The sequence below is a fragment of the Sphingomonas sp. NY01 genome (assembly GCF_038809135.1).
GTDB lineage: Bacteria > Pseudomonadota > Alphaproteobacteria > Sphingomonadales > Sphingomonadaceae > Sphingomonas > Sphingomonas carotinifaciens.
Window position 1 is genome coordinate 2,292,192 of the sequence record NZ_CP101722.1, and the last position, 23,328, is coordinate 2,315,519.

Annotated in this window: 22 protein-coding genes, 2 tRNA genes and 1 riboswitch; of the genes, 14 read left to right on the top strand and 10 right to left on the bottom strand. The window is 67.9% G+C overall.

Annotated features, from left to right (window positions below; genetic code table 11):
- The gene (gene gap / locus NPJ82_RS11090; protein ID WP_149683282.1) at window positions 1–1,011 is read right to left on the bottom strand and encodes a type I glyceraldehyde-3-phosphate dehydrogenase; all 1,011 of its coding nucleotides are present in this window, start codon (window positions 1,009–1,011) and stop codon (window positions 1–3) included.
- Between the two features lie 224 nt (window positions 1,012–1,235).
- On the opposite strand from gap, the gene NPJ82_RS11095 reads away from it, so the two are divergent.
- The 4 genes from NPJ82_RS11095 (at window position 1,236) to NPJ82_RS11110 (ending at window position 2,652) form a co-directional block, all read left to right on the top strand.
- Window positions 1,236–1,430, top strand: coding sequence for a hypothetical protein (locus NPJ82_RS11095; RefSeq protein WP_342657404.1), 195 nt, complete (start codon window positions 1,236–1,238; stop codon window positions 1,428–1,430).
- Window positions 1,430–1,738, top strand: coding sequence for a cell division protein ZapA (locus NPJ82_RS11100; RefSeq protein WP_112382789.1), 309 nt, complete (start codon window positions 1,430–1,432; stop codon window positions 1,736–1,738). The genes NPJ82_RS11095 and NPJ82_RS11100 overlap by 1 nt, the downstream gene beginning before the upstream one ends.
- Window positions 1,739–1,915: 177 nt before the next feature.
- Window positions 1,916–2,452, top strand: coding sequence for a 5-formyltetrahydrofolate cyclo-ligase (locus NPJ82_RS11105; protein ID WP_149683283.1), 537 nt, complete (start codon window positions 1,916–1,918; stop codon window positions 2,450–2,452).
- Complete coding sequence (locus NPJ82_RS11110; RefSeq protein ID WP_112382787.1) at window positions 2,449–2,652, top strand: DUF2842 domain-containing protein; 204 nt, start codon at window positions 2,449–2,451, stop codon at window positions 2,650–2,652. The genes NPJ82_RS11105 and NPJ82_RS11110 overlap by 4 nt, the downstream gene beginning before the upstream one ends.
- A gap of 340 nt (window positions 2,653–2,992) precedes the next feature.
- Here the strand turns inward: NPJ82_RS11110 and NPJ82_RS11115 are convergent.
- From NPJ82_RS11115 to NPJ82_RS11125, 3 genes are all read right to left on the bottom strand, one after another.
- Window positions 2,993–3,069: transfer RNA gene (locus NPJ82_RS11115), tRNA-Asp, on the bottom strand.
- Between the two features lie 85 nt (window positions 3,070–3,154).
- Window positions 3,155–3,231, bottom strand: a tRNA-Asp gene (locus NPJ82_RS11120).
- 58 nt (window positions 3,232–3,289) lie between these two features.
- On the bottom strand, window positions 3,290–4,465 hold the full coding sequence (locus NPJ82_RS11125; protein WP_240313510.1) for an AI-2E family transporter: 1,176 nt from the start codon (window positions 4,463–4,465) through the stop codon (window positions 3,290–3,292).
- Between the two features lie 112 nt (window positions 4,466–4,577).
- Here NPJ82_RS11125 and NPJ82_RS11130 point away from each other — a divergent pair, with 112 nt between their 5' ends.
- On the top strand, window positions 4,578–6,044 hold the full coding sequence (locus NPJ82_RS11130; RefSeq protein WP_342657405.1) for a glycerol kinase: 1,467 nt from the start codon (window positions 4,578–4,580) through the stop codon (window positions 6,042–6,044).
- Between the two features lie 3 nt (window positions 6,045–6,047).
- Here the strand turns inward: NPJ82_RS11130 and NPJ82_RS11135 are convergent, their stop codons facing one another.
- Window positions 6,048–6,224, bottom strand: coding sequence for a hypothetical protein (locus NPJ82_RS11135; RefSeq protein ID WP_162844001.1), 177 nt, complete (start codon window positions 6,222–6,224; stop codon window positions 6,048–6,050).
- Between the two features lie 225 nt (window positions 6,225–6,449).
- Between NPJ82_RS11135 and NPJ82_RS11140 the strand changes: the two genes are divergently transcribed.
- The 5 genes from NPJ82_RS11140 (at window position 6,450) to NPJ82_RS11160 (ending at window position 12,954) form a co-directional block, all read left to right on the top strand.
- Window positions 6,450–8,471, top strand: a complete 2,022-nt coding sequence (locus tag NPJ82_RS11140; RefSeq protein WP_342657406.1) for a 3-hydroxyacyl-CoA dehydrogenase NAD-binding domain-containing protein — start codon at window positions 6,450–6,452, stop codon at window positions 8,469–8,471.
- Window positions 8,468–9,652 (top strand): acyl-CoA dehydrogenase family protein, encoded by a 1,185-nt coding sequence (locus tag NPJ82_RS11145; RefSeq protein ID WP_342657407.1) that lies wholly within the window; start codon window positions 8,468–8,470, stop codon window positions 9,650–9,652. The genes NPJ82_RS11140 and NPJ82_RS11145 overlap by 4 nt, the downstream gene beginning before the upstream one ends.
- A 13-nt stretch (window positions 9,653–9,665) precedes the next feature.
- On the top strand, window positions 9,666–10,793 hold the full coding sequence (locus NPJ82_RS11150; protein ID WP_342657408.1) for an acyl-CoA dehydrogenase family protein: 1,128 nt from the start codon (window positions 9,666–9,668) through the stop codon (window positions 10,791–10,793).
- A gap of 32 nt (window positions 10,794–10,825) precedes the next feature.
- Window positions 10,826–11,704, top strand: a complete 879-nt coding sequence (locus tag NPJ82_RS11155) for an acyl-CoA thioesterase II (RefSeq protein WP_342657409.1) — start codon at window positions 10,826–10,828, stop codon at window positions 11,702–11,704.
- Window positions 11,705–11,746: 42 nt separating this feature from the next.
- Window positions 11,747–11,857, top strand: a riboswitch (SAM-I-IV-variant riboswitch).
- Between the two features lie 41 nt (window positions 11,858–11,898).
- Entirely contained in the window at window positions 11,899–12,954 is a 1,056-nt protein-coding gene (locus NPJ82_RS11160; protein ID WP_205411615.1) for a low specificity L-threonine aldolase, read from the top strand.
- Window positions 12,955–12,956: 2 nt separating this feature from the next.
- Here the strand turns inward: NPJ82_RS11160 and NPJ82_RS11165 are convergent, their stop codons facing one another.
- The 3 genes from NPJ82_RS11165 to NPJ82_RS11175 form a co-directional block, all read right to left on the bottom strand.
- Window positions 12,957–14,030 carry a PAS domain-containing methyl-accepting chemotaxis protein gene (locus tag NPJ82_RS11165; RefSeq protein ID WP_342657410.1) on the bottom strand — a complete coding sequence of 358 codons (1,074 nt, stop codon included), beginning with the start codon at window positions 14,028–14,030 and terminating at the stop codon, window positions 12,957–12,959.
- A 114-nt stretch (window positions 14,031–14,144) separates the two neighbouring features.
- Window positions 14,145–15,125 (bottom strand): phosphotransferase family protein, encoded by a 981-nt coding sequence (locus NPJ82_RS11170; RefSeq protein WP_342659004.1) that lies wholly within the window; start codon window positions 15,123–15,125, stop codon window positions 14,145–14,147.
- Between the two features lie 59 nt (window positions 15,126–15,184).
- Window positions 15,185–16,429, bottom strand: a complete 1,245-nt coding sequence (locus tag NPJ82_RS11175) for an acyl-CoA dehydrogenase family protein (RefSeq protein ID WP_342657411.1) — start codon at window positions 16,427–16,429, stop codon at window positions 15,185–15,187.
- A 155-nt stretch (window positions 16,430–16,584) separates the two neighbouring features.
- Here NPJ82_RS11175 and NPJ82_RS11180 point away from each other — a divergent pair, with 155 nt between their 5' ends.
- The 4 genes from NPJ82_RS11180 to NPJ82_RS11195 all read left to right on the top strand — a co-directional run bounded on the left by NPJ82_RS11180 (window position 16,585) and on the right by NPJ82_RS11195 (window position 20,724).
- Window positions 16,585–17,823 carry a TetR/AcrR family transcriptional regulator gene (locus NPJ82_RS11180; protein WP_342657412.1) on the top strand — a complete coding sequence of 413 codons (1,239 nt, stop codon included), beginning with the start codon at window positions 16,585–16,587 and terminating at the stop codon, window positions 17,821–17,823.
- 113 nt (window positions 17,824–17,936) lie between these two features.
- Window positions 17,937–18,407: a hypothetical protein gene (locus NPJ82_RS11185; RefSeq protein WP_342657413.1), complete on the top strand. Its 471-nt coding sequence runs from the start codon at window positions 17,937–17,939 to the stop codon at window positions 18,405–18,407.
- Window positions 18,408–18,638: 231 nt separating this feature from the next.
- Complete coding sequence (locus NPJ82_RS11190; RefSeq protein ID WP_149683319.1) at window positions 18,639–19,358, top strand: response regulator; 720 nt, start codon at window positions 18,639–18,641, stop codon at window positions 19,356–19,358.
- 10 nt (window positions 19,359–19,368) lie between these two features.
- Window positions 19,369–20,724, top strand: coding sequence for a HAMP domain-containing sensor histidine kinase (locus NPJ82_RS11195; protein WP_342657414.1), 1,356 nt, complete (start codon window positions 19,369–19,371; stop codon window positions 20,722–20,724).
- On the opposite strand, the gene NPJ82_RS11200 is transcribed toward NPJ82_RS11195, so the two are convergent.
- The gene (locus NPJ82_RS11200) at window positions 20,675–22,153 is read right to left on the bottom strand and encodes an MFS transporter (RefSeq protein WP_342659005.1); all 1,479 of its coding nucleotides are present in this window, start codon (window positions 22,151–22,153) and stop codon (window positions 20,675–20,677) included. The genes NPJ82_RS11195 and NPJ82_RS11200 overlap by 50 nt on opposite strands.
- 26 nt (window positions 22,154–22,179) lie before the next feature.
- The gene (locus NPJ82_RS11205) at window positions 22,180–23,205 is read right to left on the bottom strand and encodes a substrate-binding domain-containing protein (RefSeq protein WP_342657415.1); all 1,026 of its coding nucleotides are present in this window, start codon (window positions 23,203–23,205) and stop codon (window positions 22,180–22,182) included.
- Window positions 23,206–23,328: the final 123 nt, after the last annotated feature.

Genomic DNA, 23,328 nt, shown 5'->3' on the forward strand with positions numbered 1-23,328 from the left:
TCAGAGGAACTTCGCCATGGCGGTCGCGGTGTCGACCATGCGGTTGGAGAAGCCCCATTCATTGTCGTACCAGCTGACCACGCGCACCAGCTTGCCGTCGATCACCGCCGTCTCCAGGCTGTCGACGGTCGAGGATTGCGGCGAGTGCATCAGGTCGATCGAGACCAGCGGCTCGTCCGAGAAGACCAGCACGCCCTTCAGCGGGCCCTCGTCCGCGGCGGCCTTCAGGATCGCGTTCACCTCGTCCTTGGTGGTGTCGCGCTTGGGCGTGAAGGTCAGGTCGACCAGGCTGACATCGGGCACCGGCACGCGGATCGCCGAGCCGTCCAGCTTGCCCTTCAGCTCGGGCAGAACCTCGCCCACCGCGCGGGCGGCGCCCGTCGTGGTCGGGATCATCGACATCGCCGCGGCGCGCGCGCGGCGCAGGTCCGGGTGGATCTGGTCGAGGATCTTCTGGTCGTTGGTATAGGCATGCACCGTGGTCATCAGGCCGCGCTCGATGCCGATCGCATCGTTCAGCACCTTCGCCACCGGTGCCAGGCAGTTGGTGGTGCACGATGCGTTCGACACGATCGTGTGACCGGCCTCCAGCTTGTCATGGTTCACGCCGTACACGACGGTCAGGTCGACGCCCTTGCCGGGTGCCGAGATCAGCACCTTCTTGGCGCCGGCATCCAGATGTTTCTGGCACGATGCCTTGTCCGTGAAGAAACCGGTGCACTCCAGCACCAGGTCGACGCCCAGTTCCTTGTGCGGCAGGTTGGCCGGATCGCGCTCGGCGGTCACGCGGATGTGCTTGCCGTCGATGACGATGTCGTTGCCCTCGGCATGAACCTCGCCCGGATACTTGCCGTGCACGCTGTCGCGGCTGAACAGCCAGGCGTTCGACTTGGCGTCCGCCAGGTCGTTGATCGCGACCAGCTCCAGTTCGCCTGCGCCGCGCTCCAGAATGGCGCGGGCGACCAGACGACCGATGCGGCCGAAGCCGTTGATTGCAACCTTGACCGTCATGCCAGCAATCTCCTACAAATGTCTGTCAAATCACCGGGAGCACCCCGGCGATCATCACGCCCGCCCGTCACGGCACATCGCTGCACTGCACGCGCTTAAGCGTTCGGCACTGCCTTTCGGAGCCGCGCCGCCTGCTGTCAACCGTTGCGCCGCCTTCGCCGGCAACATGGGCGGTGCACTGCTTCCCGCTTGCCGCAACCCCGGCCGCCGCCTAAGTCCGGATCATGCCAGAGCCGACCGCACCGCCCGCCACCGCCGTGGACCGTATCGACGCCGCCATCGCGCGCATCGAATCCGCGATCGAGGCGCGGCTGAACAGTGCCGCTGCGCTGGCCGAACGCCACGCCGCGCTCAAGGAGCGCATGGCGGAGGCGGTGCACGCGCTTGACGAGGTCATTGCGCGCGGGGCGCAGAACTGATGGCACAGGTCACGCTCAGCATCGGCGGCCGCCCGCACACCGTGCAATGCCGCGATGGCGAAGAGGCGCGGCTGCGCACGCTGGGGCAGGTTCTCGATCAGCGCTGGACCGCGGCGCTGCGCGCCGCCGGCGGCCAGCATGGCGAACGCGCGATGCTGTTCGTCGCCCTGATGCTCGCCGACGACCTCGAAGCCGTCGAGCGCCAGCCTCCCGCGGGCGCCGCGATCAGCGAGGCGACGCTCGATCGCATTGCCGATCGGTTGGAAAGTCTCGCCAATGCCCTTGAGCAAACCGGTCCGAGCGCCTAAGTCCGTGTCCGGCGGGTTCTGCCCGGTACGAGCCTCGATCATCCCTGAGGCTATTCATCATCCAAGGGGGCTGTCCCTGCCCGGGCCCTGGCCCGACGCACATGGTCCCCACCTGACGTACTGGGCGTCAGTGGATATTCCGGCAAACGGCCATGGCGGTCCCGCCACCCGCCTTTCATGACCGATAAACGCGCCCTGCGCGCCCGCATGCGGGCGGTTCGCGACGGGCATGATCGCGTCCGTGCCCTGCCCGTTCCCGCCGCCTTTCTGGCGATGCTGCAAGGTGCCCGCACGATCGCCAGCTACATGCCGGTCGGCGCGGAGGCCGATCCCGCGCCCTTCACCGACGCGGCGCGCAAGGCCGGGCTCGCCGTGGCGCTGCCCCATGTCATCGATCGCGCCACGCCGCTGCGTTTCCTCAACTGGGACGGCATCGCGCCGCTCGTCACCGGCCCCTTCGGCCTGCGCCAGCCCTTGCCCGCAGCACCGCCCGCCACGCCGGATATCATCCTCACTCCCCTCGTCGCCTTTGACGCGCGGGGCAACCGGCTGGGCCAAGGCGCCGGCCACTATGACCGCGCCTTCGCCGAATTTCCCGATGCCCGCCGCATCGGCATCGCCTGGAGCGTGCAACAGGTCGATGCCCTCGCGCCCGACGCCTGGGACATCCCGCTGCACGCGATCGCCACCGAACTCGATTGGATCGTCCCATGAACCCCAGCTGGCGCAAACCCGCAGGCATGCTCCTGATCCTCGCGATCATCGCCGCCTGGGCCATCCTGATCACCAGCCTGTCCGTCACGGTCGGCCGCTGGCACTGGACGCTGCAACTGGTGTTCTATCTCGTCACCGGCATCGTCTGGATCACGCCGATGAAACCCCTCCTTCGCTGGATGGAAGGCGGGCGGCGATAATCTTGATTCACGCGAAGACGCGAAGACGCGAAGATAAGAAGATGGGTTCACGCGGAGGCGCGGAGGCGCGGAGAAGTTGCGCCTGCCGCAGCCGCGCCTGACCTCCGCGATCGGAAGACAAGCAACGGCCTGTGGTAAATGAATGAGCCTTCGGCTCGGCGAACCTCTCCGCGCCTCCGCGTCTCCGCGCGAACAAAATCTTCTTCGCGCCTTCGCGTCTTCGCGCGAACAAAAATCAACAGGCGCCCGACCAAAGCCGCACCTGAGTTTTCAACATCACCGGGGAGAATAAAATCCTCGCATCCCGCGAGGCGGTGGATACGCCGTCCCATGAAAGGGATGGCGCGAGTGACGGGGCTCGAACCCGCGACCTCCGGCGTGACAGGCCGGCGCTCTAACCAACTGAGCTACACCCGCTAAGCGTCCGATGTCGCACTAGCGCGAGATCGTGCGATCCACAGGGATTTCGACATTCCTTGACCACCGCCCCGACAAGGGGAAATGGCGCGAGTGACGGGGCTCGAACCCGCGACCTCCGGCGTGACAGGCCGGCGCTCTAACCAACTGAGCTACACCCGCTGAAAGCGTCGAGGCGCGCCAACTAGGCGAGCGCCCGACGGGTGTCAACGCCTCTTTTTCACGGCTCTTTCGCGGCCGGCTTGCGGCGGTCCTGCTGCTGCTGGACCAGCGTGCCGTGCTCGAACAGGAAACCGGCGATATCGGGCTTGCCCGCCGCCTTTATGACGGTCTGGATGATGATGAGCAGCGGCACCGCCAGCAGCGCGCCGATCGTGCCCCACACCCATCCCCAGAAGCTCAGCGAGATCAGGATCAGGATCGGATTGATCGTCAGCCGGTGGCCCACCACGAACGGCGTGATCGCGTTCGCCTCCACCAGGTGCATGCCGTACATGATCGCCGGCGGCACCAGCGCGGTCCAGATGTCGCCAAAGGTCATCAGCCCGCCCAGCGCCAGCAGGATCGCGCCGATCACCGGCCCGAAATAGGGGATGTAGTTCAACAGCGCGACGATGCCGCCCCACATCAGCGGATAGGGCATGCCGTAGAGCGCCAGCACCCCGGCCACCGCCCCGCCCAGCGCCAGGTTGATGATCGTGATCGTCCCCAGATAGGCCGACACGTCGTCCACCACGTCCTGGATCACCCGCGCTGTCGCCATCGCCCCATCGAAGCTCGTCCGCCCGGTGATCGTCTGCTGGCGCATCCGCGTCCACCCCGACAGGAAGAAGAACACCACCAGCACCCCGAACAGGAACTGCACGATCACCGTCGGCGCCGACGTCGCCGCCAGCTCCAGAATGGAAGACGGCGGCGCCACCGCCGGGGTCGAGGGCGATCGCACCGGTGTCGATGCCACCTGCCGCAGCGCCCGGTTCACATAGCGTTCCAGGTTGGAATACAGATCGAGCAGCGGCGCCAGATTGTCCTGGATGCGCCCCAGCCGGCTCGGCAGCAGCCGGAAGAAGTCGGTCGCCGGCACCACGATCGCGGCCAGCGCGACATTGGCGACGATCAGGAAGATCAGCACGCACAGGATCGACGCCAGCGGCGACGGCACCCGCCGCCGCTCCAGCCATTCCAGAACCGGCACCAGCGCCACCGCGATCACCAGTGCGGTGGTCAGCGGCAGGAAGAACTCCGCCCCTTCCTTCAACGCAAAGGGCAGCGCCAGCACCAGCCCCACCCCCGCGGTCAGGGTCAGCGCGGCGAGCAGCCGGTCGCGCCGCATCGCGATCCGCACCGCATCCTCCGCGTCCACGCCGCTCGGAATGCCCAGGATACTGTCCCCCATGGGAAGCGTCGGGGGCGGCGCGGCATCCGCCGGCTGATCGGGATCGGTGTCTTGCATGATATCTGGTCTAGCGCCTTTCCTGGTCCAAGTAATCCCGGCTAGCGTACCGCCGATGCGTGAATATCTTCTGGTCCTGGACGAGGGCACCACCTCCACCCGCGCGATGCTGTTCACCGCCGATGGCCGCTGCGTCGCCAGCGAGGCGTCGGCCCTGACCCAGCATTATCCCCGGCCCGGCTGGGTGGAGCATGACGCCGCCGAAATCTGGCGCCGCTCGCTCAACGTCACCGCCGCGATGGTCGCGCAAGCCGGCGGGGCGGACCGGATCGCCGCGATCGGCATCGCCAACCAGCGCGAAACCGTGGTGTTCTGGGACAAGGCGACCGGCGAGCCGCTCGCTCCCGCCATCGTCTGGCAGGATCGCCGCACCGCCGCCGAGTGCCGCCAGTTGCGCGAGCATGACCATGAACCGCTCGTCCAGGCGCGCTCCGGCCTGATTCTCGATCCGTATTTCTCCGCCTCAAAGATCGGCTGGGCGCTGCGTCACTGGCCGCAACTGGCCGAAGCCGGCGACCGGCTGGCGATCGGCACTGTGGAAAGCTGGCTGGTCTGGAAACTGACCGGTGGCCTCCACATCACCGATGCCAGCAACGCCAGCCGCACCGCGCTGATGAACACCGCCCCCGGCGGCGGCTGGGACGACGACCTGGCCGCGCTGTTCGACGTGCCGCTGTCTGCGCTGCCCGAGATCACCGACTGCGCGGGCCGCTTCGGCACCACCAGCGCCTTTGGCGGGGCGATCCCGATCACCGGGCTTGCCGGCGACCAGCAGGCCGCCACCATCGGCCAGTCCTGCCTCAAACCCGGCGAGACCAAGGCGACCTTCGGTACCGGTGCCTTCATCCTGTCGGTCACCGGCACCCGCGCCTGCACCTCCGGCCATCGCCTGCTGTCCACCATCGCGTGGCAGGTCGGCGGCATGCGCACCTATGCGTTGGAAGGATCGGTGTTCGTCGCCGGCAGCCTGATCCAGTGGCTGCGCGATTCGCTCGGCCTGATCCGCGACGCCGCCGAAACCGACGCGCTCGCCCGCAGCGTGCCGGACAGCGCCGGTGTCTATCTCGTGCCCGCGCTCAGCGGCCTCGGCGCCCCCTGGTGGGAGCCGGACGCGCGCGCCGCCATTTCCGGGCTCAGCTTCGCCTCGAACAAGGCGCATGTCGTGCGCGCCGCGCTGGAGGCGATGGCGCATCAGGCGCACGACCTGAAGACCGCCTTCGCCGCCGACGGTCAGGACTGGCACCGCCTGCGCATCGACGGGGGCATGGTCGCCAACGACTGGATGGCGCAGGATCTGGCCGACATGCTCGCGCTGGAGGTCGAACGGCCGCACTTTGCGGAGACGACCGCGCTTGGCGCCGCGATGCTCGCCGGCGTCGGCATCGGGCTGTTCGGCTCGCTGGAGGAGGCCGCGGCGATGCGCGGGGCCACTACCGCCTTTCGCCCCTCGCTGGACGCATCGACCCGCGCCGCGCGTCTCGCCGGCTGGGCGGACGCCGTCCGCCGCGTCACCGGCGCCTAGCCGCTACCAGGCGCGCGGCACGCTGCCCGTACGCTCGGCCACCGCATTCTCGATCGCCTGCAACTGCGCACGGCTCAGCACGCCCGCGTCCATCAGGTGGCGCATCAGCTCGTCGGTCAGCGCCGCCAGAAAATGCAGCTCCGCACGCTCCGAACCCTGGTCATCGCTCGCACCGTCCATCACCGATCTCCCTGAAGTCCGCCGCCCAAGGCTAACGCGCTTGTACGCCAACACAAACACACAAAGCGTTAAGCCTGTGCTTCCAACATCATGTTGAAGATCGGGTTCGGCCGGACGGCACGATAATGCGCTTGCGCCGCCGCAGATACGGCGCGATACACCCATTCAGATTAGAAAGCATGGTATGGCGCACGACGCCGCCGCCATCGACCAGGAGAGTGTTCGATGACCACCACCGCATCCCCCATCCGCACCGAACGACATGACGACATCCTCGTCATCGTCTCCGACAACCCACCGGTGAATGCGCTGGGCGCCGCGGTCCGGCAGGGGCTGGAGGCGGCGGTGAAGCAGGGTGTCGCCGATGCGTCGATCGCCGCGATGGTGATCCGCTGCGACGGCCGCACCTTCTTCGCCGGCGCCGACATCACCGAATTCGGCAAGCCGATGCAGGCACCGCTGCTCCCCATGCTGGTCGACATGATCGAAGCGTCGGACAAGCCGATCGTCGCCGCGATCCACGGCACCGCTCTGGGCGGCGGGTGCGAGGTGGCGCTTGCCTGCCACTACCGCGTCGCCGCGCCCTCTGCCAAGCTCGGCACGCCCGAGGTGAAGCTGGGCCTGCTTCCCGGTGCCGGCGGCACGCAGCGCCTGCCCCGGGTCGCGGGCATTCCGCTGGCCCTGGAAATGACGGCCAAGGGCGATCCGGTTTCCGCACGCACCGCGCTCGATGCCGGCCTGATCGACCGCATCGTCGGCGAGGACAGCCTGGCCGAAGACGCGCTCGCCTTCTCCCGGGAGATCAGGGCAAAGCGTCCCATCCCCCGCGCGTCGCAGCGTGCGCTTGCCCCCGACCCGGACGCCGTCGCCGCCTTCACCAAGGCCAATGCCCGCCGCTTCCGCGGTTTCGAGGCGCCGGCCGCCAACATCGCCTGCATCGTCAAGGCCAGCGAGACCGGCTACCCGGAGGGCGTCGAGTTCGAGCGGTCCGAATTCATGCGCCTGATGACAGGCAACCAGTCCGCCGCGCAGCGCCATCTGTTCTTCGCCGAGCGGCAGGCCGCCCGCATCGACGACGTGCCCGCCGAAACCGCGCTCCGCCCTGTCGATCATGTCGGCATCATCGGTGCCGGCACGATGGGCGGCGGCATCGCCATGAATTTCCTGTCCGCCGGCCTGCCCGTCACCATCGTGGAAACCAGTGCCGAGGCGCTGGACCGCGGCGTTGCCGTTATCCGCCGCAATTACGAGGCGACCGCGGCCAAGGGCCGGATGACGCCCGAACAGGTCGAACGCGCCATGGCGCTGCTGACCCCGACCCTCGAATTCGACGCGCTCGGCACCCCCGATCTCGTCATCGAGGCCGTCTATGAGAATATGGAGGTGAAGCAGGATATCTTCACCCGCCTCGATGCCATCGCCAAGCCCGGCGCGATTCTGGCGTCGAACACCTCCTATCTCGATATCGACGCCATCGCCGCCTGCACCGCCCGGCCGCAGGACGTGGTGGGCATGCACTTCTTCTCGCCCGCCAACGTCATGAAATTGCTGGAAGTGGTCCGGGGCGCAAAGACCGCGGGCGACGTCCTCGCCACCGTCATGGCGCTTGCCAAGAAGATCCGGAAGGTCGCGGTGGTCGCCGGCGTCACCTATGGCTTTATCGGCAACCGCATGCTGATACCGCGCCAGACGGAGGCCAACGCCCTTCTGCTCGAAGGCGCCAGCCCCGAACAGATCGACCGCGTCCATGTCGAATTCGGCATGCCGATGGGCCCGTTCCAGATGGCCGACCTCGCCGGCGTCGACATCGGCTGGCACCGCGATCCGACCCGCATCGAAAGCGTCCGCGACCAGCTCGCCGCGGAAGGGCGCTGGGGCCAGAAGAAACAGGCCGGCTTCTACGATTATGACGAGAAGCGCACGCCCCGGTCCAGCCCGCGCGTCGCCGAGATCCTCGACGAATGGCGCCTGAAGACGCAAACCCCGCAACGCCAGATCAGCGACGAGGAAATCGTCGAGCGCACCCTCTACACCATGGTCAACGAAGGCGCGCTGATCCTGGAGGAAGGCAAGGCGCAGCGCGCGTCCGACATCGATGTAGTGTGGATCTACGGCTATGGCTGGCCGGTCTATCGCGGCGGCCCGATGTTCTGGGCAAAGGCCGAGGGCTATGACAAGATCGTCGCCGGCCTCGACAAGCACGGCTTTCCCGTCGCGAACAGCCTGCGCCAGGGCAACATCAAATGAGCGACCTCGCCACCTTTCGCGCCGAGACCCGCGCCTGGCTGGAGGAAAACTGCCCGCCCGAAATGCGCGAGCCGGTCCGCTCCGATACGGACATCTGCTGGGGCGGCCGCCGTTTCCAGCCATCCTCGCCGGCGCAAAAGGATTGGCTCGACCGCATGGCGACGCGCGGCTGGACGGTGCCCGACTGGCCGCGCGCTTATGGCGGCGGCGGCCTGTCGCCGGCAGAGGCCAAGATCCTGCGGGAGGAGATGCGCGCGCTCGGCGCCCGCTCCCCGCTTTATTCCTTCGGCATCTCGATGCTCGGCCCCGCGCTGCTCAAATACGGCACCGAGGAACAGAAGCTCGACCACCTGCCAAAGATCGCGCGCGGTGAAATCCGCTGGTGCCAGGGCTATTCCGAACCCAATGCCGGCTCCGACCTCGCCTCGCTCGCCACCTGGGCGGAGGATGCCGGCGATCATTATGTCGTCTCAGGCCAAAAGGTCTGGACGTCCTATGCCGACAAGGCCGACTGGATCTTCTGCCTCGTCCGCACCTCGAAGGAGAGCAAGCAGGGCGGGATCAGCTTCGTCCTGTTCGACACGGCATCCCCCGGCGTCTCGACCCGGCCGATCCTGCTGATCAGCGGCTATTCGCCCTTTTGCGAGACCTTTTTCGACGGCGTGAAGGTCCCCAAGGCCAACCGCATCCACCACGAGAACAAGGGTTGGGACGTCGCGAAATATCTGCTCGGCCATGAGCGCGAGATGATCTCGGGCATGGGGCTGGGCGCGCGCGGCGAGACCGCGCTGATCGACGGCGCGGTTCAGGCGATCGGCCGCGACGGGGCCGGTCGCCTCGCCGATCCGCTGCTGCGCGGCCAGATCGCACTGTTCGACATTCGCGCCCGCGCCTTTGCCGCGATGAGCGAGCGGTTCATGGACGAACTGAAGGCCGGTCAGGCGCATCCGGCGCAACCATCGATGATGAAATATTATGGCACCGAGCTGAACAAGGCGCGCCACGAACTCGTCATGGCAGCAGGCGGATCGGGCGCGCTGGAATGGGAGAGCGAACGCTCGCACGGCGGCGCGAAGCCCCGCGCCTGGCTGCGCACCAAGGCCAATTCGATCGAGGGCGGCACCAGCGAAATCCAGCTCAACATCATCGCCAAGCGCATCCTCGACCTGCCCGGCGCCTGAGGAGTTTACCCCCATGCCCCTGTTCCTGAACGAAGAACAGTCGATGCTGCGCGACACCGCGCGCGACTTCATCGGCGATGCCGCGCCGCCGTCGCATCTGCGCGGCTTGCGCGATGCCAATGACCCGACCGGCTTCTCGCGCGACCTGTGGAAGCAGTTCGCCGAGCTGGGCTTTACCGGCATCCTCATTCCCGAGGCACAAGGCGGCCTCGGCCTCGGCCATGTCGAGGCGGGGGTGGTGCTGGAGGAGATCGGCCGCAACCTCTCTCCATCCCCGTTCCTGTCCACCGCAGTAGCGGCCGTCGCCGCGTTGAGCGATACGCCTCATGCCGCAAACGTCTTTCCCGGCATCGTCTCGGGCGACACTGTCGCCGCGCTGGCCATCGACGAAGGGCCCAAGCATCGCGATCATATCGCCCTGCGCGCCGAACGTGCGGGCAACGGCTTTCGCCTGTCGGGTACCAAGCGGTTCGTCACGCACGGTCACACCGCCGACCTGATCCTCGTCGCCGCCCGCACCGCAGGCGCACCCGGCGAACAGGCGGGCCTCACCCTCTTCCTGCTCGATCGCGACCGTGCCGGTCTGTCGGCGGACGCTCACCGGCTCGCCGATGCCGGCCTTGCCGCCGATCTCGTCTTCGACGGCGTGGAGGTCGATGCCGATGCCGTCGTCGGAGAGGTCGATGCCGGCGCTGTCCCCCTCGCCCGCCTGCTCGCCGCCGGCCGCACCGGCGCCGCGGCCGAGCTGCTCGGCGTCGGCACCGGCGCGATGGACCGCACGGTCGGCTATCTCAAGGAACGCCGCCAGTTCGGCCAACCGATCGGCAGCTTCCAGGCACTGCAACACCGCGCCGCACATCTGTATAGCGAGATGGAGGTGGCGCGCGCCGCGGTGCTGAAGGCGCAGCAACTGCTCGACGCGGGCGATGCGGCAGCGGACGAAGCGGTGTCGGTCGCCAAGGCGATGTCCGGCCTCGCCGCCACGCTCGCCGTACAGGAGGGCATCCAGATGCACGGCGGCATCGGCATGACGGACGAATATGACATCGGCTTCTTCATGAAGCGCGCGCGCGTTCTCGCGGAGTTCTTCGGCGACGTCAATTATCATGCCGATCGGCTGGCGGTCGCATCGGGCTATTGACGTTTACGGAAAGCACGCCATCACGGGTGGTGATGGATGACACCACCGATCCCCGCCGCCTTGCGCAAGACCTGGTCGACCTGCTCGATGTCGAGGAACTGGATACCGACCTCTATCGCGGCCGTCGCCAGCCGGGCGGGGTCGGCCGCGTCTTTGGCGGACAGGTCATCGCGCAGGCCTTGCAGGCGGCACAGCGCGCCACCGACGCGCCCAAGGTCGCCCATTCGCTCCACGCCTATTTCATGCGGCCCGGCGACGAGGCCTTCCCGATCATCTACCGCGTCGTCCGCGATTTCGAGGGGCGCAGCTTCGCCACCCGTCGGGTGATCGCCATGCAGCGCGGCCGGCCGATCCTCAACATGGCATGCTCGTTCCAGATGCCCGAGGACGGCCTGGTGCATCAGGACATGATGCCCGAGGTGCCGCCCCCGGAATCCCTGCGCAGCGAGGCGGAACTGCGCCGCGACACCGCCGACGCCATTCCCGAAAAGCTCCGCCGCCTGCTGCTGCGCGAACGCCCGATAGAGATGCGCCCGGTCTATCCGCACGACTGGATGTCGCCGGAAAAACATGCCCCCAGACAGGCCATCTGGTTCCGCCTCGTCGCGCCCATCGACGCCGACGACGCGATGCACCGCGCGATCCTCGCCTATGCGTCGGACATGGCGCTGCTCGGCACCGCCATGCTGCCCCACGGTGTCCACTGGCTGACGCCCTCGATCCAGACCGCCAGCCTCGACCATGCGCTGTGGCTGCACGAGCCGTTCCGCGCCGACGAATGGCTGCTCTACGTCACCGACAGCCCCTGGGCCGGCCATGCACGCGGCTTCAACCGCGGCACCATCTTCGCCGCCGACGGTCGCCTCGTCGCCAGCGTCGCCCAGGAAGGCCTGATCCGTCAGCGCAGCTGACGCGCCCCTTGCCCTGCCCACAATCCTTTGCTACCCGCCCCGCCACAACATCAAGAGTCGGGCCGACGCCCGGCACCAACCTGCTCCCGGGCAAGGTGGTGCCCCCATCCGCGGATGGGGGGATGTGGCCGACTGGCAAACCTCGGGCCCTTCCCATTGCGTCGTTCCGTCTCTGCAAGACAGGAACCCTACGCGTGCCCCACACTGCCCAGCAATTCGCGAGCGACAACTACGCCGGCATCTGTCCGGAGGCTTGGGACGCGATGGCGCAGGCGAACCGCGGCCATGCCCCCGCCTATGGCGACGATCCCTGGACGGATGCCGCTGCCGACGCGTTCCGTCGCCTGTTCGACACCGATTGCGAGGTCTTCTTCGCCTTCAACGGCACCGCCGCCAATTCGCTGGCGCTCGCCGCGCTCTGCCAGTCCTATCACAGCGTCATCTGCTCCTCGTCCGCCCATGTCGAAACCGACGAGTGCGGCGCGCCCGAATTCTTCTCCAACGGCTCCAAGCTGCTCGTCGCGCAGACCGCCGACGGCAAGCTGACGCCTCAGGCGGTGCGAGCCCTCGCCACCAGCCGCTCCGACATCCACTTTCCCAAGACGCGCGCCGTCACCATCACCCAGCCGACCGAGACCGGCCAGGTCTACACCATCGCGGAGATCGAGGCGCTGTCCGCCACCTGCCGCGAACTGGGCCTGCGCCTTCACATGGACGGCGCCCGCTTCGCCAATGCCTGCGCCACGCTCGGCTGCTCGCCCGCGGCGATGACATGGCAGGCCGGGGTCGACGTGCTGTGCTTCGGCGGCACCAAGAACGGCATGGGCGTGGGCGAGGCGATCCTGTTCTTCGATCGCGCGCTGGCGCAGGATTTCGATTATCGCTGCAAGCAGGCGGGCCAGCTTGCGTCCAAGATGCGCTTCCTCGCCGCCCCCTGGGTCGGCCTGCTCGACAGCGGTGCCTGGGTCCGCAATGCCGCCCACGCCAATGCCTGCGCACAGCGCGTGGCACAGCGGGTCGCCGACCTGCCCGGCATCGGGCTGATGTTCCCGGTGGAGGCGAACGCGGTGTTCCTCCAGGCGCCCGAATCCGTGCTCGCGGGCCTGCGTGAGCGGGGATGGCGCTTCTACACCTTTATCGGCGGCGGCGCCCGGTTCATGTTCGCCTGGGATGCCGATCCGGACCGGGTGGAGGCGCTGATCGCCGACATTCGCGCCGCCGCCTTGGCGGAGGACCTCGTTCCCGCTTGATCTCAGCGGGTGGCGAACGCCGCCGTGTCCGCCAGCATCGCGCGCGCCGCATGGGTCGCGGCGCGCGTGTCGTTGGCCAGTTTCTTCACCTCGCCGGCGACGATGCCGAAGCCACGCCCGGCATCACCGGCCCGCGCCGCCTCGATCGTCGCGTTCAGGGCCAGCATGTTGGTCTGGCTGGCGATGCCGGCAATGCTGTCCACCACGCGGGTCAGCTCGTCCAGCACGCGTTCCACATCCGCGCGTCGGGCATCCGCCTCGCCCCGAAAGCGCTGGCTTTCATCCAGCCGCGCTGCCACTTCCTGCTCCAGCTTGACTTGTGCCGAGATATCGGTGGCGAACTTCACCACCTTCCACGGTCGGCGGTCCGCATCCAGAATCGGCGTATAGGTCGCCTGAATCCAGATCATGCGGCCATCCGCCGCACGTCGCCGGAACCGGCCGGACGCGAACTGCCCCTCCCCCAGCGCCTGCCAGAAATCGCGGTATTCCTCCGACGCCGCATAGCCCTCGTCGCAGAACGTGCGGTGATGCTGACCGACGAGATGCCTGCTGTGGCAACCGAACAGGTCGGAGAAAATTGCATTGGCGTACAGAATCCGGCCGGCCAGATCGAATTCGATCACCGCCTGCGACCGATCGATGGCGCTCAGCATGCCCTCGGCCGCTGCCGCTTCGCGGCGTTGCGCGGTCACGTCGGTGGCGATCTTCAGCACCTTCCGCGGCGCGCCGGTGGCATCGCAGATCGGGTTGTACGTCGCCTCCAGCCACAAGGCGCGGCCATCCCGGCCCAACCGGCGATGCTGCCCCGCCTGAAAGGACCCTTTTGCTAGCGCTTTCCAGAACACGTCATATTCGGGCGAGGCGGCAAAATCGGGCGGGCAGAACAACCGATGATGCTGCCCGACGATGTCCGTCAGACGGTATCCGGTCGCTTGGAGAAAGTTGGCGTTCGCCCACGCCACCCGACCATCCAGCTCGAATTCGACCAGCAACTGGGACCGGTCGATCGCCGCCCACAGGGCGCCTTCCCGCAACGCGCTGCTGGTGATTTCCTCGGGAAGCCTTTGTGCCATATTTTCCCTCTGCACCGAAGACCGCTAAGCCAATCTTAAACCTGGCCCATAACTTGACCAACATGCATCAATATCGGATCATTCCGGGGGCATGCGCGACGGATCGGCCAGCACTCACGCCCCCGCGCGCGTCGCGAAATGCCACGCCGCCGCCGCCAGCATCGGCAGGCGTGCCACCGTCTGCTCGGCCTGTGCGCTTGATGCGTTGCCATCGATCATCCGCCGCTTGATCCCCTGCACGATGCCCACCAGCCGGAACAGGTTATAGGCAAAATACCAGTCGAGCTGCGGCACCCCGTCCCGCCCCGTCGCCGTGCAGTAGCGCGCCACCGCCTCCTCCATCGTCGGAATGCCCGTCTGCGCGCCCGTCATCCCGGCGATCCCCGCCCGCCCGTCCGGCGGCGTCTGCCAGTTCATCAACAGATAGGAAAAATCGGCCAAGGGATCGCCCAAGGTCGACAATTCCCAGTCCAGCACCGCCCGCACCTCCGCCCCGTCGGGCGCGAAGATCAGATTGTCGATCCGGTAGTCGCCGTGCACGATCGACACCCCCGTCTGCGGCGGCAGGGTGCGCGGCAGCCAGTCGATCAGCCGGTCCACCGCCTCGATCCGATCGGTTTCCGCCGCGCGGTACTGCTTGGTCCAGCGCGCGACCTGGCGTTCGAAGTAATTGCCTGCCCGGCCATAATCGCCAAGGCCCACCGCCGCCGGATCGATCCGGTGCAGCGCCGCCAGCGTATTGATCATCGCCTCGTAATGCGCCCGGCGCGCCGCCGCCGCCATGCCGGGCAGCGCGCCGTCCCACAGCGTCCGCCCCTCGACCAGCGCCATGACGTAGAAGGGCGCGCCGATCACTGCCCCGTCCTCGCACAGCCCCAGCGGTTGCGGCACCGGAAAGCCGGTCGGATGCAGCGCCGCGATCACCCGGTGTTCCCGGTCGACCGCATGTGCGGACGGCAGGATCGGCCCGAACGGCTTGCGGCGCAACACATAGGCGCCGCCCGGCGTATCCAGCCGATAGGTCGGGTTGGACTGCCCGCCCGAAAACTTGGCATAGGACAAGGGGCCGGCATAGCCCGGAACGTGGCCCGCCATCCACGCGTCCAGCCGGTCCAGGTCCAGCCGGTCGCGCTCGCCCACCGCCGCCGTGGCGTTCACCGCGGCGCCTCGTACTTGGCCAGCTCGGCCTTGGCGATGGCACGCGCATGCACCTCGTCCGGCCCGTCCGCGAAGCGCAGCGTACGCACCGCCGCCCAATCATGCGCCAGCGAAAAGTCGCTGGAAACGCCCGCCCCGCCATGCGCCTGGATGGCATCGTCCAGAATCTGCAGCGCCATGGTCGGTGCCTGCACCTTGATCATCGCGATCTCCAGCTGCGCCGCCTTGTTGCCCGCTTTGTCCATCACGTCCGCCGCCTTCAGGCAGAGCAGCCGCGTCATCTCGATGTCGATCCGCGCCCGCGCGATCCGCTGCTCCCACACACTATGGTCGGCGATCCGCTTGCCGAACGCGACCCGGCCGAGCAGTCGCCGCGCCATCGCCTCGATCCCGGCCTCCGCCACGCCGATCGTGCGCATGCAGTGATGGATGCGCCCCGGCCCCAGCCGCCCCTGCGCGATCTCGAACCCCCGCCCCTCGCCCAGCAGCATGTCGGCGGCCGGGATGCGCACATTCTCCAGCACCACCTCGCCATGCCCGTGCGGCGCATGGTCATAGCCATAGACGGACAGCATCCGTTCGATCCGCACGCCGGGCGCGTTCATGTCGAGGATCATCATCGACTGCTGCTGGTGGCGCGGGCCGTCGGTCCGGGTCTTGCCCATCACGATCGCCACCTTGCAGCGCGGATCGCCCACCCCGCTCGACCACCATTTGCGTCCGTTGACGACATAATCGTCGCCGTCGCGCACCATCCGCGTCTCGATATTGGTCGCGTCGGACGATGCCACCGCCGGCTCGGTCATCAGAAAGGCGGAACGGATCGACCCATCCATCAGCGGCCTCAGCCACCGGTCCTTCTGCTCGCGCGTGCCGTATCGGTGGAACACCTCCATATTGCCCGTATCCGGCGCCGAGCAGTTGAAACATTCGGGCGCCCAGCCGATCCGCCCCATTTCCTCCGCGCATAGCGCATATTGCAGGTTGGTCAGTTGCTCGCCTTCGAAGGTGAAGCTGTCGTCCACCGGCGCGCGCCCCGACCCCGGCGGCATGAACAGGTTCCACAAGCCTTCCGCCCGCGCCAGCGTCTTCACCTCTTCGATGACGGGCAGGATCTTCCACCGCTCGCCGTCATGCGCCTGCGCATCATAGAGCGGCTGGCGCGGGCGGATCTCACGATCGATAAAGTCACGGACGCGGTCGCGCATACGTGTCTCGCGGTCGGTCAGGGTGAAATCCACCGTCGCTCTCCTGTTCGCTGTTTGGCGAACTTCTATGCCATACCCGATATTCGGTAAAGTGGCGAAGCCGTACCGGACAAAGCCTGGTTCGGCGCCCAAACCCCATACTCGAAAAAAGGCTGTCGCTTGCGACTTCCGGTGGTAGCATGCCAGCCATGCAGGACGGCACGGACGCGACGAAGACGGAACAGGGCACCCGGCGTTTCCGGCAGAAGCGTGACGCGATCCTCGCCGCCGCCGCCGATGCGATCAATGAGCAATCGGCCAAGGGCATGACCTTTGCCGATGTTGCGCGCCGCGTCGGCCTCAACACCACCAGCGTCACCTATTATTTCAAGCGCAAGGAGGATCTTGCCGCCGCCGCGTTCGAATATACGCTGGACCGGCTGATGGAGATGCTGACCACGGCGCTGGCCGAACCCACGCCCCAGGCGCGGGTCGCCCGCTATGTCGCGCTCAACATGGACCGCCTCGCCCGGATCGAGCGGGGGGAAGAAACCGCCTTCGCCGTGCTGTCCGATCTGCGCGCCATGGAGGAACCCGCGCGCAGCACGCTGATGGCCGGCTGGCAAAAGGTCTTTCGCGCCACCCGCGCGCTTTGGGGACCGGCGCCCAGCCGCGCGCATACCGATCTGTACGGCGCGCGTGCCCATGTGCTGCTCGAAAACACCTTCTGGCTGCCCTTGTGGCTGCCCCGCTACGAACCCGACCAATATGACCGGGTGGAGGCACGGCTGTTCGATGTCCTTGCGCATGGCATCGCGGTCGCCGGGGCGGACTGGTCGCCCGCCCCGATCGACCTGTTGGGGCCGGAGGGGGAGCCCGGTCGCGCCGCCTTCCTGTTCGCGGCCACCCGCCTCATCAACCAGCTTGGCTATCGCGGTGCCAGCGTGCAGCGCATCGCCGCCGAACTGAACGTCACCAAGGGCAGTTTCTACCACCATCTCGATGCCAAGGACGATCTGGTCATCGCCTGCTACCGGCGCAGCTTCGATACGATCACCGCGGCGCAGAGCCGCGCCGACGCCGCGGGCGGCAGCCAGTGGCACCGATTGTCCAGCGCCACCGCGACGCTGCTCGACGTGCAGTTCGCGGAACGCAGTCCGCTGCTCCGCACCACGGCCTTGTCCGGCCTGCCGCACGATGTCCGCGACGCCATGGTCGAACGCTCCAACCGCATCGCCCGCCGCTATGCCGGCACGATCATGGATGGCATTGCCGAAGGGTCGATCCGCGCCGTCGACGCGCTGATCGCCGCACAGACGCTGATGGCGATCCAGAATGCCGCGTTCGACATGCGCAAATGGGCCTCCACCATGCCGCGCGAGCGCGCCATCGCGATGTACGCCTCCACCATCCTTTACGGCCTGTTCGACGACCGCATGGCCGGCTGACCCGCTGGCGACAATTTGCGACAACTGACCCCGTGCGCGACATATCGCTGCGACAGGCGGGGTTCAGAAGGGCGGTCATCGGGCATCACGCTCGCCCAGTCACAGGACACCCCATGCGCGCCACCCTGACCGCCCTCACGCTCGCCGCCACGCTGCTCGCCGGCGCGGCGTCTGCCCAGACCGCCCCCCGCAATCCCTTCGGCGTCGCGCCCGCCGCCGACGGCACGATCGCCCGCACCGCCGTCGCCGCGGAAGCCGACCGCCGCTTCGCCACCCTCGACACCAACCGCGACGGCAGCGTCACGCCCGACGAGATGCGCGCCGCGCGCGAGCGGATGCGCGGTGCGCCCCGTCCCGATGGCGCGCCACCGCGGGCGAACGCGTCCGCCCGCCCCGACCGGCCGCCGCTGACCGCTGAAGGCTTCCGCGACCGCATGCTACAACGCTTCGACCGCGCGGATGCGAACCATGACGGCCGCCTCGACGCCACCGAGCTACAGGCAATGCGCGACCACCGCCGCGATCACCGACGCGGCGGCCCTGCAGGCGGTCCTGCCGGTGGTCCGCCTGCGCACGAGGACTGAACCGGACCTGATACCTCCCGCCGTTCGTGCTGAGCCCTTCGACTGGCTGGCAAGCCAGCCGCTCAGGATAAACTTCAGCGCTTTGCGCTGAAGTCGAAGCATCGCCACCCGCACCTGGCGCCTTCGGCTTCGCTCCAGGCCGAACGGGTCGGGGCCGAAGCGCCATGCCCACCCCACCAATCGAAAAGGCCCGCCTGTCAGAAGGGGATGGCCATGCTACAGCCCGACATCATGACCGATACGCCGCACCTGCTGCTCGTCGACGACGAACGCTCGATCCGCGAACCGCTTGCCGTTTACCTCACCAAACAGGGGTTTCGCGTCACCCAGGCGGGCGACGCGGAAAGCGCACGCACTCGCCTCGCCGCCTATGCGATCGATCTCGTCATTCTCGACATCATGATGCCCGGCGAGGATGGGCTCTCCCTGTGCCGCCACATCGCCGCGACCAGCGACGTCCCCGTCATCCTGCTCACCGCCCGGTCGGAGGAGACCGACCGCATCGTCGGGCTGGAAATGGGCGCCGACGATTATGTAGTGAAGCCCTTCTCGCCGCGCGAACTGTCCGCCCGCGTCAAGGTCGTGCTGCGCCGGACCCAGTCCGGCGGCACCCGCCAGCACGCGCCCGAAAGCGGCTCCTACGCCTTTGCCGGCTGGGTGCTGAAATCGGGCGAACGCACGCTGGTCGATCGCGAGGGCGTCTCGGTCCCCCTTTCCACCGGCGAATACAACCTCCTCCTCGCGCTCGTCACCCGCCCCCGTCAGGTGCTGACCCGCGACCAGTTGCTCGACCTGACGCAAGGGCGCGAGGCCGCCGCCTTCGACCGCGCGATCGACAATCAGGTCAGCCGCCTGCGCCGCAAGATCGAGCATGATCCCAAGGCGCCGGATATCATCAAGACGGTCTGGGGCGGCGGCTACACGCTGGCCGCCGAGGTCACCCGCCTGTGAGCATGCCGGCATGATGCGCATCTGGCCGCGCAGCCTCGCCGGGCAGATGGCGCTGCTCGTCGCGATCGGGCTGTTCGTCGCGCAGGCGATCAATTTCGGCCTGTTGTTGCGCGAGCGCCGCTCGCTGCTGCTCGAACAGGTCACCGGCCCCGCTATCGCCCGGCTCAACGACGCGATCGAGCGCACCGCGAACGGGCGTGGCCCCGTCGCCGATCGCGGTCGCGTCCGCCGCATGGCGTTCAATCCGATCGGCCCGGCGATGGCGCCCGAACCGACGGTGGAGGCGGCGATCCGCGCCGGACTGGCGGAGGCCGGGCACACGCCGCTGCGCATCGTCACCGGCGTACGCCCGCCCCGTCCCGAAGTGGAGAACCGCCGGGGCCAGCCGCCGCGACGCTGGCGGGCCGAACTGGTCATCGCGGTGGAACAGCCCGGCCGCGGCTGGCTGGTCACCCGCTCCGGCTGGCCGCACGACACCATGTACCTCGTCTGGCGCCTGATCTTCCAGACGCTGATCCTCTACGGCATCATCCTCCTGCCCGTCCTCTGGATCGGCCGCCGTATATCGCGCCCTTTACGCGACCTCACCCGCGCCGCCGAGGGCTTCGACCCCCGTATCGAGGGGCCGCCGGTACCCGAACAGGGCCCTCTCGACGTGTCCGCGCTGATCGCCGCCTTCAACGCGCTGCGCCTGCGCGTCGCGGCGATGCTGGACGAGAAGGACCGGATGCTGGGCGCGATCGGCCACGACCTGCGCACCCCGCTCGCTGCGCTTCGCGTCCGCATCGAATCGGTGGAGGATGACGGCGACCGCGCCCGCATGGCCGACACCATTTCGGAAATGAACCGCATGCTGGACGACATCCTGTCGCTCGCCCGCATGGGTCGTCCCAGCGAGCCCGCAACCGAGGTCGATCTCGCCGCGCTGGTCGATGCGGTGGTGGAGGATTTCCGCGATCTCGGCCAGGATGTCAGCTTCGCCGAAACCCCGCGCCTGCGCTTGCGCCTGCGCCCCTCGCTGATGCGCCGCGCGGTTCGCAACCTGATCGAGAATGCGGTGAAATATGGCGAGGCGGCCGATGTCCGCATCGACGCGCAAGGTCAGCGGATCGCCATCCACGTCATGGACCGCGGCCCCGGCATCCCGCCCGACCGTCTGGGCGACGTCTTCGATCCCTTCACCCGCCTCGAAACCTCCCGCAATCGCGAAACCGGCGGGATCGGCCTCGGCCTCGCGCTCGCCCGCTCGATCGTCCGCGATGCCGGTGGCGAGATCACCCTCGCCAACCGGCCCGAGGGCGGGCTTTGCGCGACGATCACGCTCGCCGCGGCACGCGCAGCATCGCCATCGCCGCTGCCACGATGACCGCGGCGGCGATGCCCATCGCCCATACCGGATCGCCCGGAAAGAAGCGGCGCACCACCTCGCCCATCACCGACGACACGATCAGCTGCGGCAGCACGATGAAGATGTTGAACAGCCCCATATAGATGCCCAGCTTCTCCTGCGGCAGCGCGGCCGACAGGATCGCATAGGGCATGGTCAGGATCGACGACCAGGCGATGCCGATCAGCACCATCGACCCCACCAGCACCATGGGATCGCGCACCACCAGGAAAGAAGCGAAGCCCGCAGCCCCGCTCAGCAGCCCCAGGATATGCGTATCGCGCCGCCCGATCCGCGCCGCCAGCGCCGGCATCACGAACGCCCATAGCGCGGCCACGCCGTTATACACCGCGAACAGCACGCCGACCCAGTTCGCACCCGCATTATACGCCGCACTCGCCGCATCGGTGGCACCAAAGGCGCGCGCGGTGACGATCGGCGTGGTGTAGATCCACATGATGAACAGCGCCGACCAGGTGAAGAACTGCACCAGCGCCAGCCGCCGCATCGTTTGCGGCATCGCCGCCAGGTCGCCGAGGATCTGGCTCAGCGCATTGTCGCCCCGGCCCCGCCGCACCAGCCCCGCACTGACGATCAGCGCCGCGCCATAGGCGATCAATCCGCCGCCCAGGATATAGAGCGGTTTGTCCAGCGCCAGCCGCTCCACCGCGACGATCACGGCGATGCCCAGCGCGATCCACAACGGCGCCAGCCCGCTGCCGCGCCGCACCGTGGCGGGTGCGGCGGCAACCTCGCCCTCCGCATCCTCGAACGCCGCCATTTCGGCGGGCGAATATTCACGCGTGGTCAGCACCGTCCACAGCACCGCCGCGAACAGCGCCGCCGCCCCGATGTAGAAGCCATATTGCACCGATGGCGGCACGCCCCCGCCAGCGGCGGTGTTCGCCACCCCGAACACATCGGTCAGCACGATCGGCGCCAGGCTGCCCACCACCGCGCCCGCGCCGATGAACCCGGTCTGGAACGCATAGCCCGCGGTCCGCTGCGATTTGGGCAGCATGTCGCCCACGAATGCGCGAAACGGCTCCATCGACACGTTCAGCGACGCATCGAGCAGCCAGAGCAGGATTGCCGCGACCAGCAGTACCGGCGCATTGGGCATCGCGACCAGCGCCGCCGTCGCCAGCACCGCACCTGCCAGGAAATATGGCCGCCGCCGCCCCAGCCGCCCCCAGGTCCGGTCGCTGTAATGCCCGATCACCGGCTGCACCAGCAGTCCGGTCAGCGGTGCCGCGATCCACAGGAACGCCAGATCGTCCACCGACGTCCCCAGCGACTGGAAGATGCGGCTGACATTGGCATTTTGCAGCGCAAAGCCGATCTGGATGCCGAAAAAGCCGAACGAAATATTCCACAGGCCCCGAAAGCCTTGCCGCGGCTTCTCCATCACCCTCTCTCCCCTTTTTTATCTGTTCAGGCGCCGGTGGACCCGCGCACCATCAATTGTGTCGGCAACAGCACGCTGCGCCGCGGTCGCCCGCCCAGTTCGGCGAGCAGCGTATCGATCAGCAATCGCCCCGCCCCGTCGGCATCCTGCGCCACCGTGGTCAACGGCGGACTGGCGAACCCGGCGGCCGGAATATCGTCGAACCCGACCAATGCCACATCGTCCGGCACCCGCCGTCCGCTGGCATGCAGCACGCGCATCGCCGCCAGCGCGATCAGGTCGCTCGCCGCAACGATCGCATCGAACGCCACCCCCCGCGCCAGCAATTCGCGCGCCGCCCGTTCGCCCTCTTCCTCGCTCGACAGCGCCGGCACCTGCAACGCCGGATCGACCCCCAGCCCCGCCTCCGCCAGCGCCATCGCATAGCCGCGATATCGATCGTGAAATTCCGGGTAATGGTCCGTCGCATCGCCCAGGAACGCGATCCGCCGCCGCCCGCGCGCGATCAGGTGCCGCGTCGCCTCCGCGGTTCCCGCGACATTGTCGCACCCGACCGTCAGCCCCGGCTGCCCCGCCGCCACCGATCCCCAGCGCACGAAGCGCGTACCCTGCGCCACCAGCTGCTCCAGCCGTGCACGGTACTGGGCATAATCCCCGTACCCCAGCAGGATCAGCCCGTCCGCACGGTGGCTGTCCTCATAATCGACATGCCAGTCGCTGGAAAAATCCTGGAACGAGATCAGCAGGTCGTATCCCGCCTCCGCGCACGCGCCCATCATCGATCCCAGCATGCCGAGGAAGAACGGGTTGATCAGCGTATGCCCCGGTGACGGGTCGCGGAACAGCAGCAGCGCCAGTGTCCGCGTCCGCCCCGATCGCAGGTTGGAGGCCGCCCGGTCCACGGTATAGTTCAACTGCTTCGCGATCGCCTGGATGCGCGCGCGCGTCGCCGCGCTCACCGTCGTGCTGCCGCGCAGCGCCCGGCTGACGGTCGGCTGCGACACGCCGGCGAGTTGCGCGATGTCGAAGGAGGTGGGCTTGCGGCCGGTCACCCCCGTCTCATCCTACCGCTGCGATACGCCGTCAACCGTGGCCCGGCTGCAACGGTACCATATCGGCCGCATAGAATACGTATGCGCATTCCTTGGCTTCCACCGCGGCAAAATCCATTGCGG

What these genes read in the sequence shown, in the direction of transcription:
- NPJ82_RS11170 (WP_342659004.1), bottom strand. Translation starts at nt 15,125, where the DNA reads ATGGCGGGCCACGTTCCGGGCTATGCCGGCCCCTTGTCCTATGCCAAG.
- NPJ82_RS11100 (WP_112382789.1), top strand. Translation starts at nt 1,430, where the DNA reads ATGGCACAGGTCACGCTCAGCATCGGCGGCCGCCCGCACACCGTGCAA.
- NPJ82_RS11130 (WP_342657405.1), top strand. Translation starts at nt 4,578, where the DNA reads ATGCGTGAATATCTTCTGGTCCTGGACGAGGGCACCACCTCCACCCGC.
- NPJ82_RS11145 (WP_342657407.1), top strand. Translation starts at nt 8,468, where the DNA reads ATGAGCGACCTCGCCACCTTTCGCGCCGAGACCCGCGCCTGGCTGGAG.
- NPJ82_RS11180 (WP_342657412.1), top strand. Translation starts at nt 16,585, where the DNA reads ATGCAGGACGGCACGGACGCGACGAAGACGGAACAGGGCACCCGGCGT.
- NPJ82_RS11140 (WP_342657406.1), top strand. Translation starts at nt 6,450, where the DNA reads ATGACCACCACCGCATCCCCCATCCGCACCGAACGACATGACGACATC.
- NPJ82_RS11200 (WP_342659005.1), bottom strand. Translation starts at nt 22,153, where the DNA reads ATGGAGAAGCCGCGGCAAGGCTTTCGGGGCCTGTGGAATATTTCGTTC.
- NPJ82_RS11105 (WP_149683283.1), top strand. Translation starts at nt 1,916, where the DNA reads ATGACCGATAAACGCGCCCTGCGCGCCCGCATGCGGGCGGTTCGCGAC.
- NPJ82_RS11185 (WP_342657413.1), top strand. Translation starts at nt 17,937, where the DNA reads ATGCGCGCCACCCTGACCGCCCTCACGCTCGCCGCCACGCTGCTCGCC.
- gap (WP_149683282.1), bottom strand. Translation starts at nt 1,011, where the DNA reads ATGACGGTCAAGGTTGCAATCAACGGCTTCGGCCGCATCGGTCGTCTG.
- NPJ82_RS11155 (WP_342657409.1), top strand. Translation starts at nt 10,826, where the DNA reads ATGGATGACACCACCGATCCCCGCCGCCTTGCGCAAGACCTGGTCGAC.
- NPJ82_RS11095 (WP_342657404.1), top strand. Translation starts at nt 1,236, where the DNA reads ATGCCAGAGCCGACCGCACCGCCCGCCACCGCCGTGGACCGTATCGAC.
- NPJ82_RS11195 (WP_342657414.1), top strand. Translation starts at nt 19,369, where the DNA reads ATGATGCGCATCTGGCCGCGCAGCCTCGCCGGGCAGATGGCGCTGCTC.
- NPJ82_RS11125 (WP_240313510.1), bottom strand. Translation starts at nt 4,465, where the DNA reads ATGGGGGACAGTATCCTGGGCATTCCGAGCGGCGTGGACGCGGAGGAT.
- NPJ82_RS11135 (WP_162844001.1), bottom strand. Translation starts at nt 6,224, where the DNA reads ATGGACGGTGCGAGCGATGACCAGGGTTCGGAGCGTGCGGAGCTGCAT.
- NPJ82_RS11190 (WP_149683319.1), top strand. Translation starts at nt 18,639, where the DNA reads ATGACCGATACGCCGCACCTGCTGCTCGTCGACGACGAACGCTCGATC.
- NPJ82_RS11110 (WP_112382787.1), top strand. Translation starts at nt 2,449, where the DNA reads ATGAACCCCAGCTGGCGCAAACCCGCAGGCATGCTCCTGATCCTCGCG.
- NPJ82_RS11150 (WP_342657408.1), top strand. Translation starts at nt 9,666, where the DNA reads ATGCCCCTGTTCCTGAACGAAGAACAGTCGATGCTGCGCGACACCGCG.
- NPJ82_RS11165 (WP_342657410.1), bottom strand. Translation starts at nt 14,030, where the DNA reads ATGGCACAAAGGCTTCCCGAGGAAATCACCAGCAGCGCGTTGCGGGAA.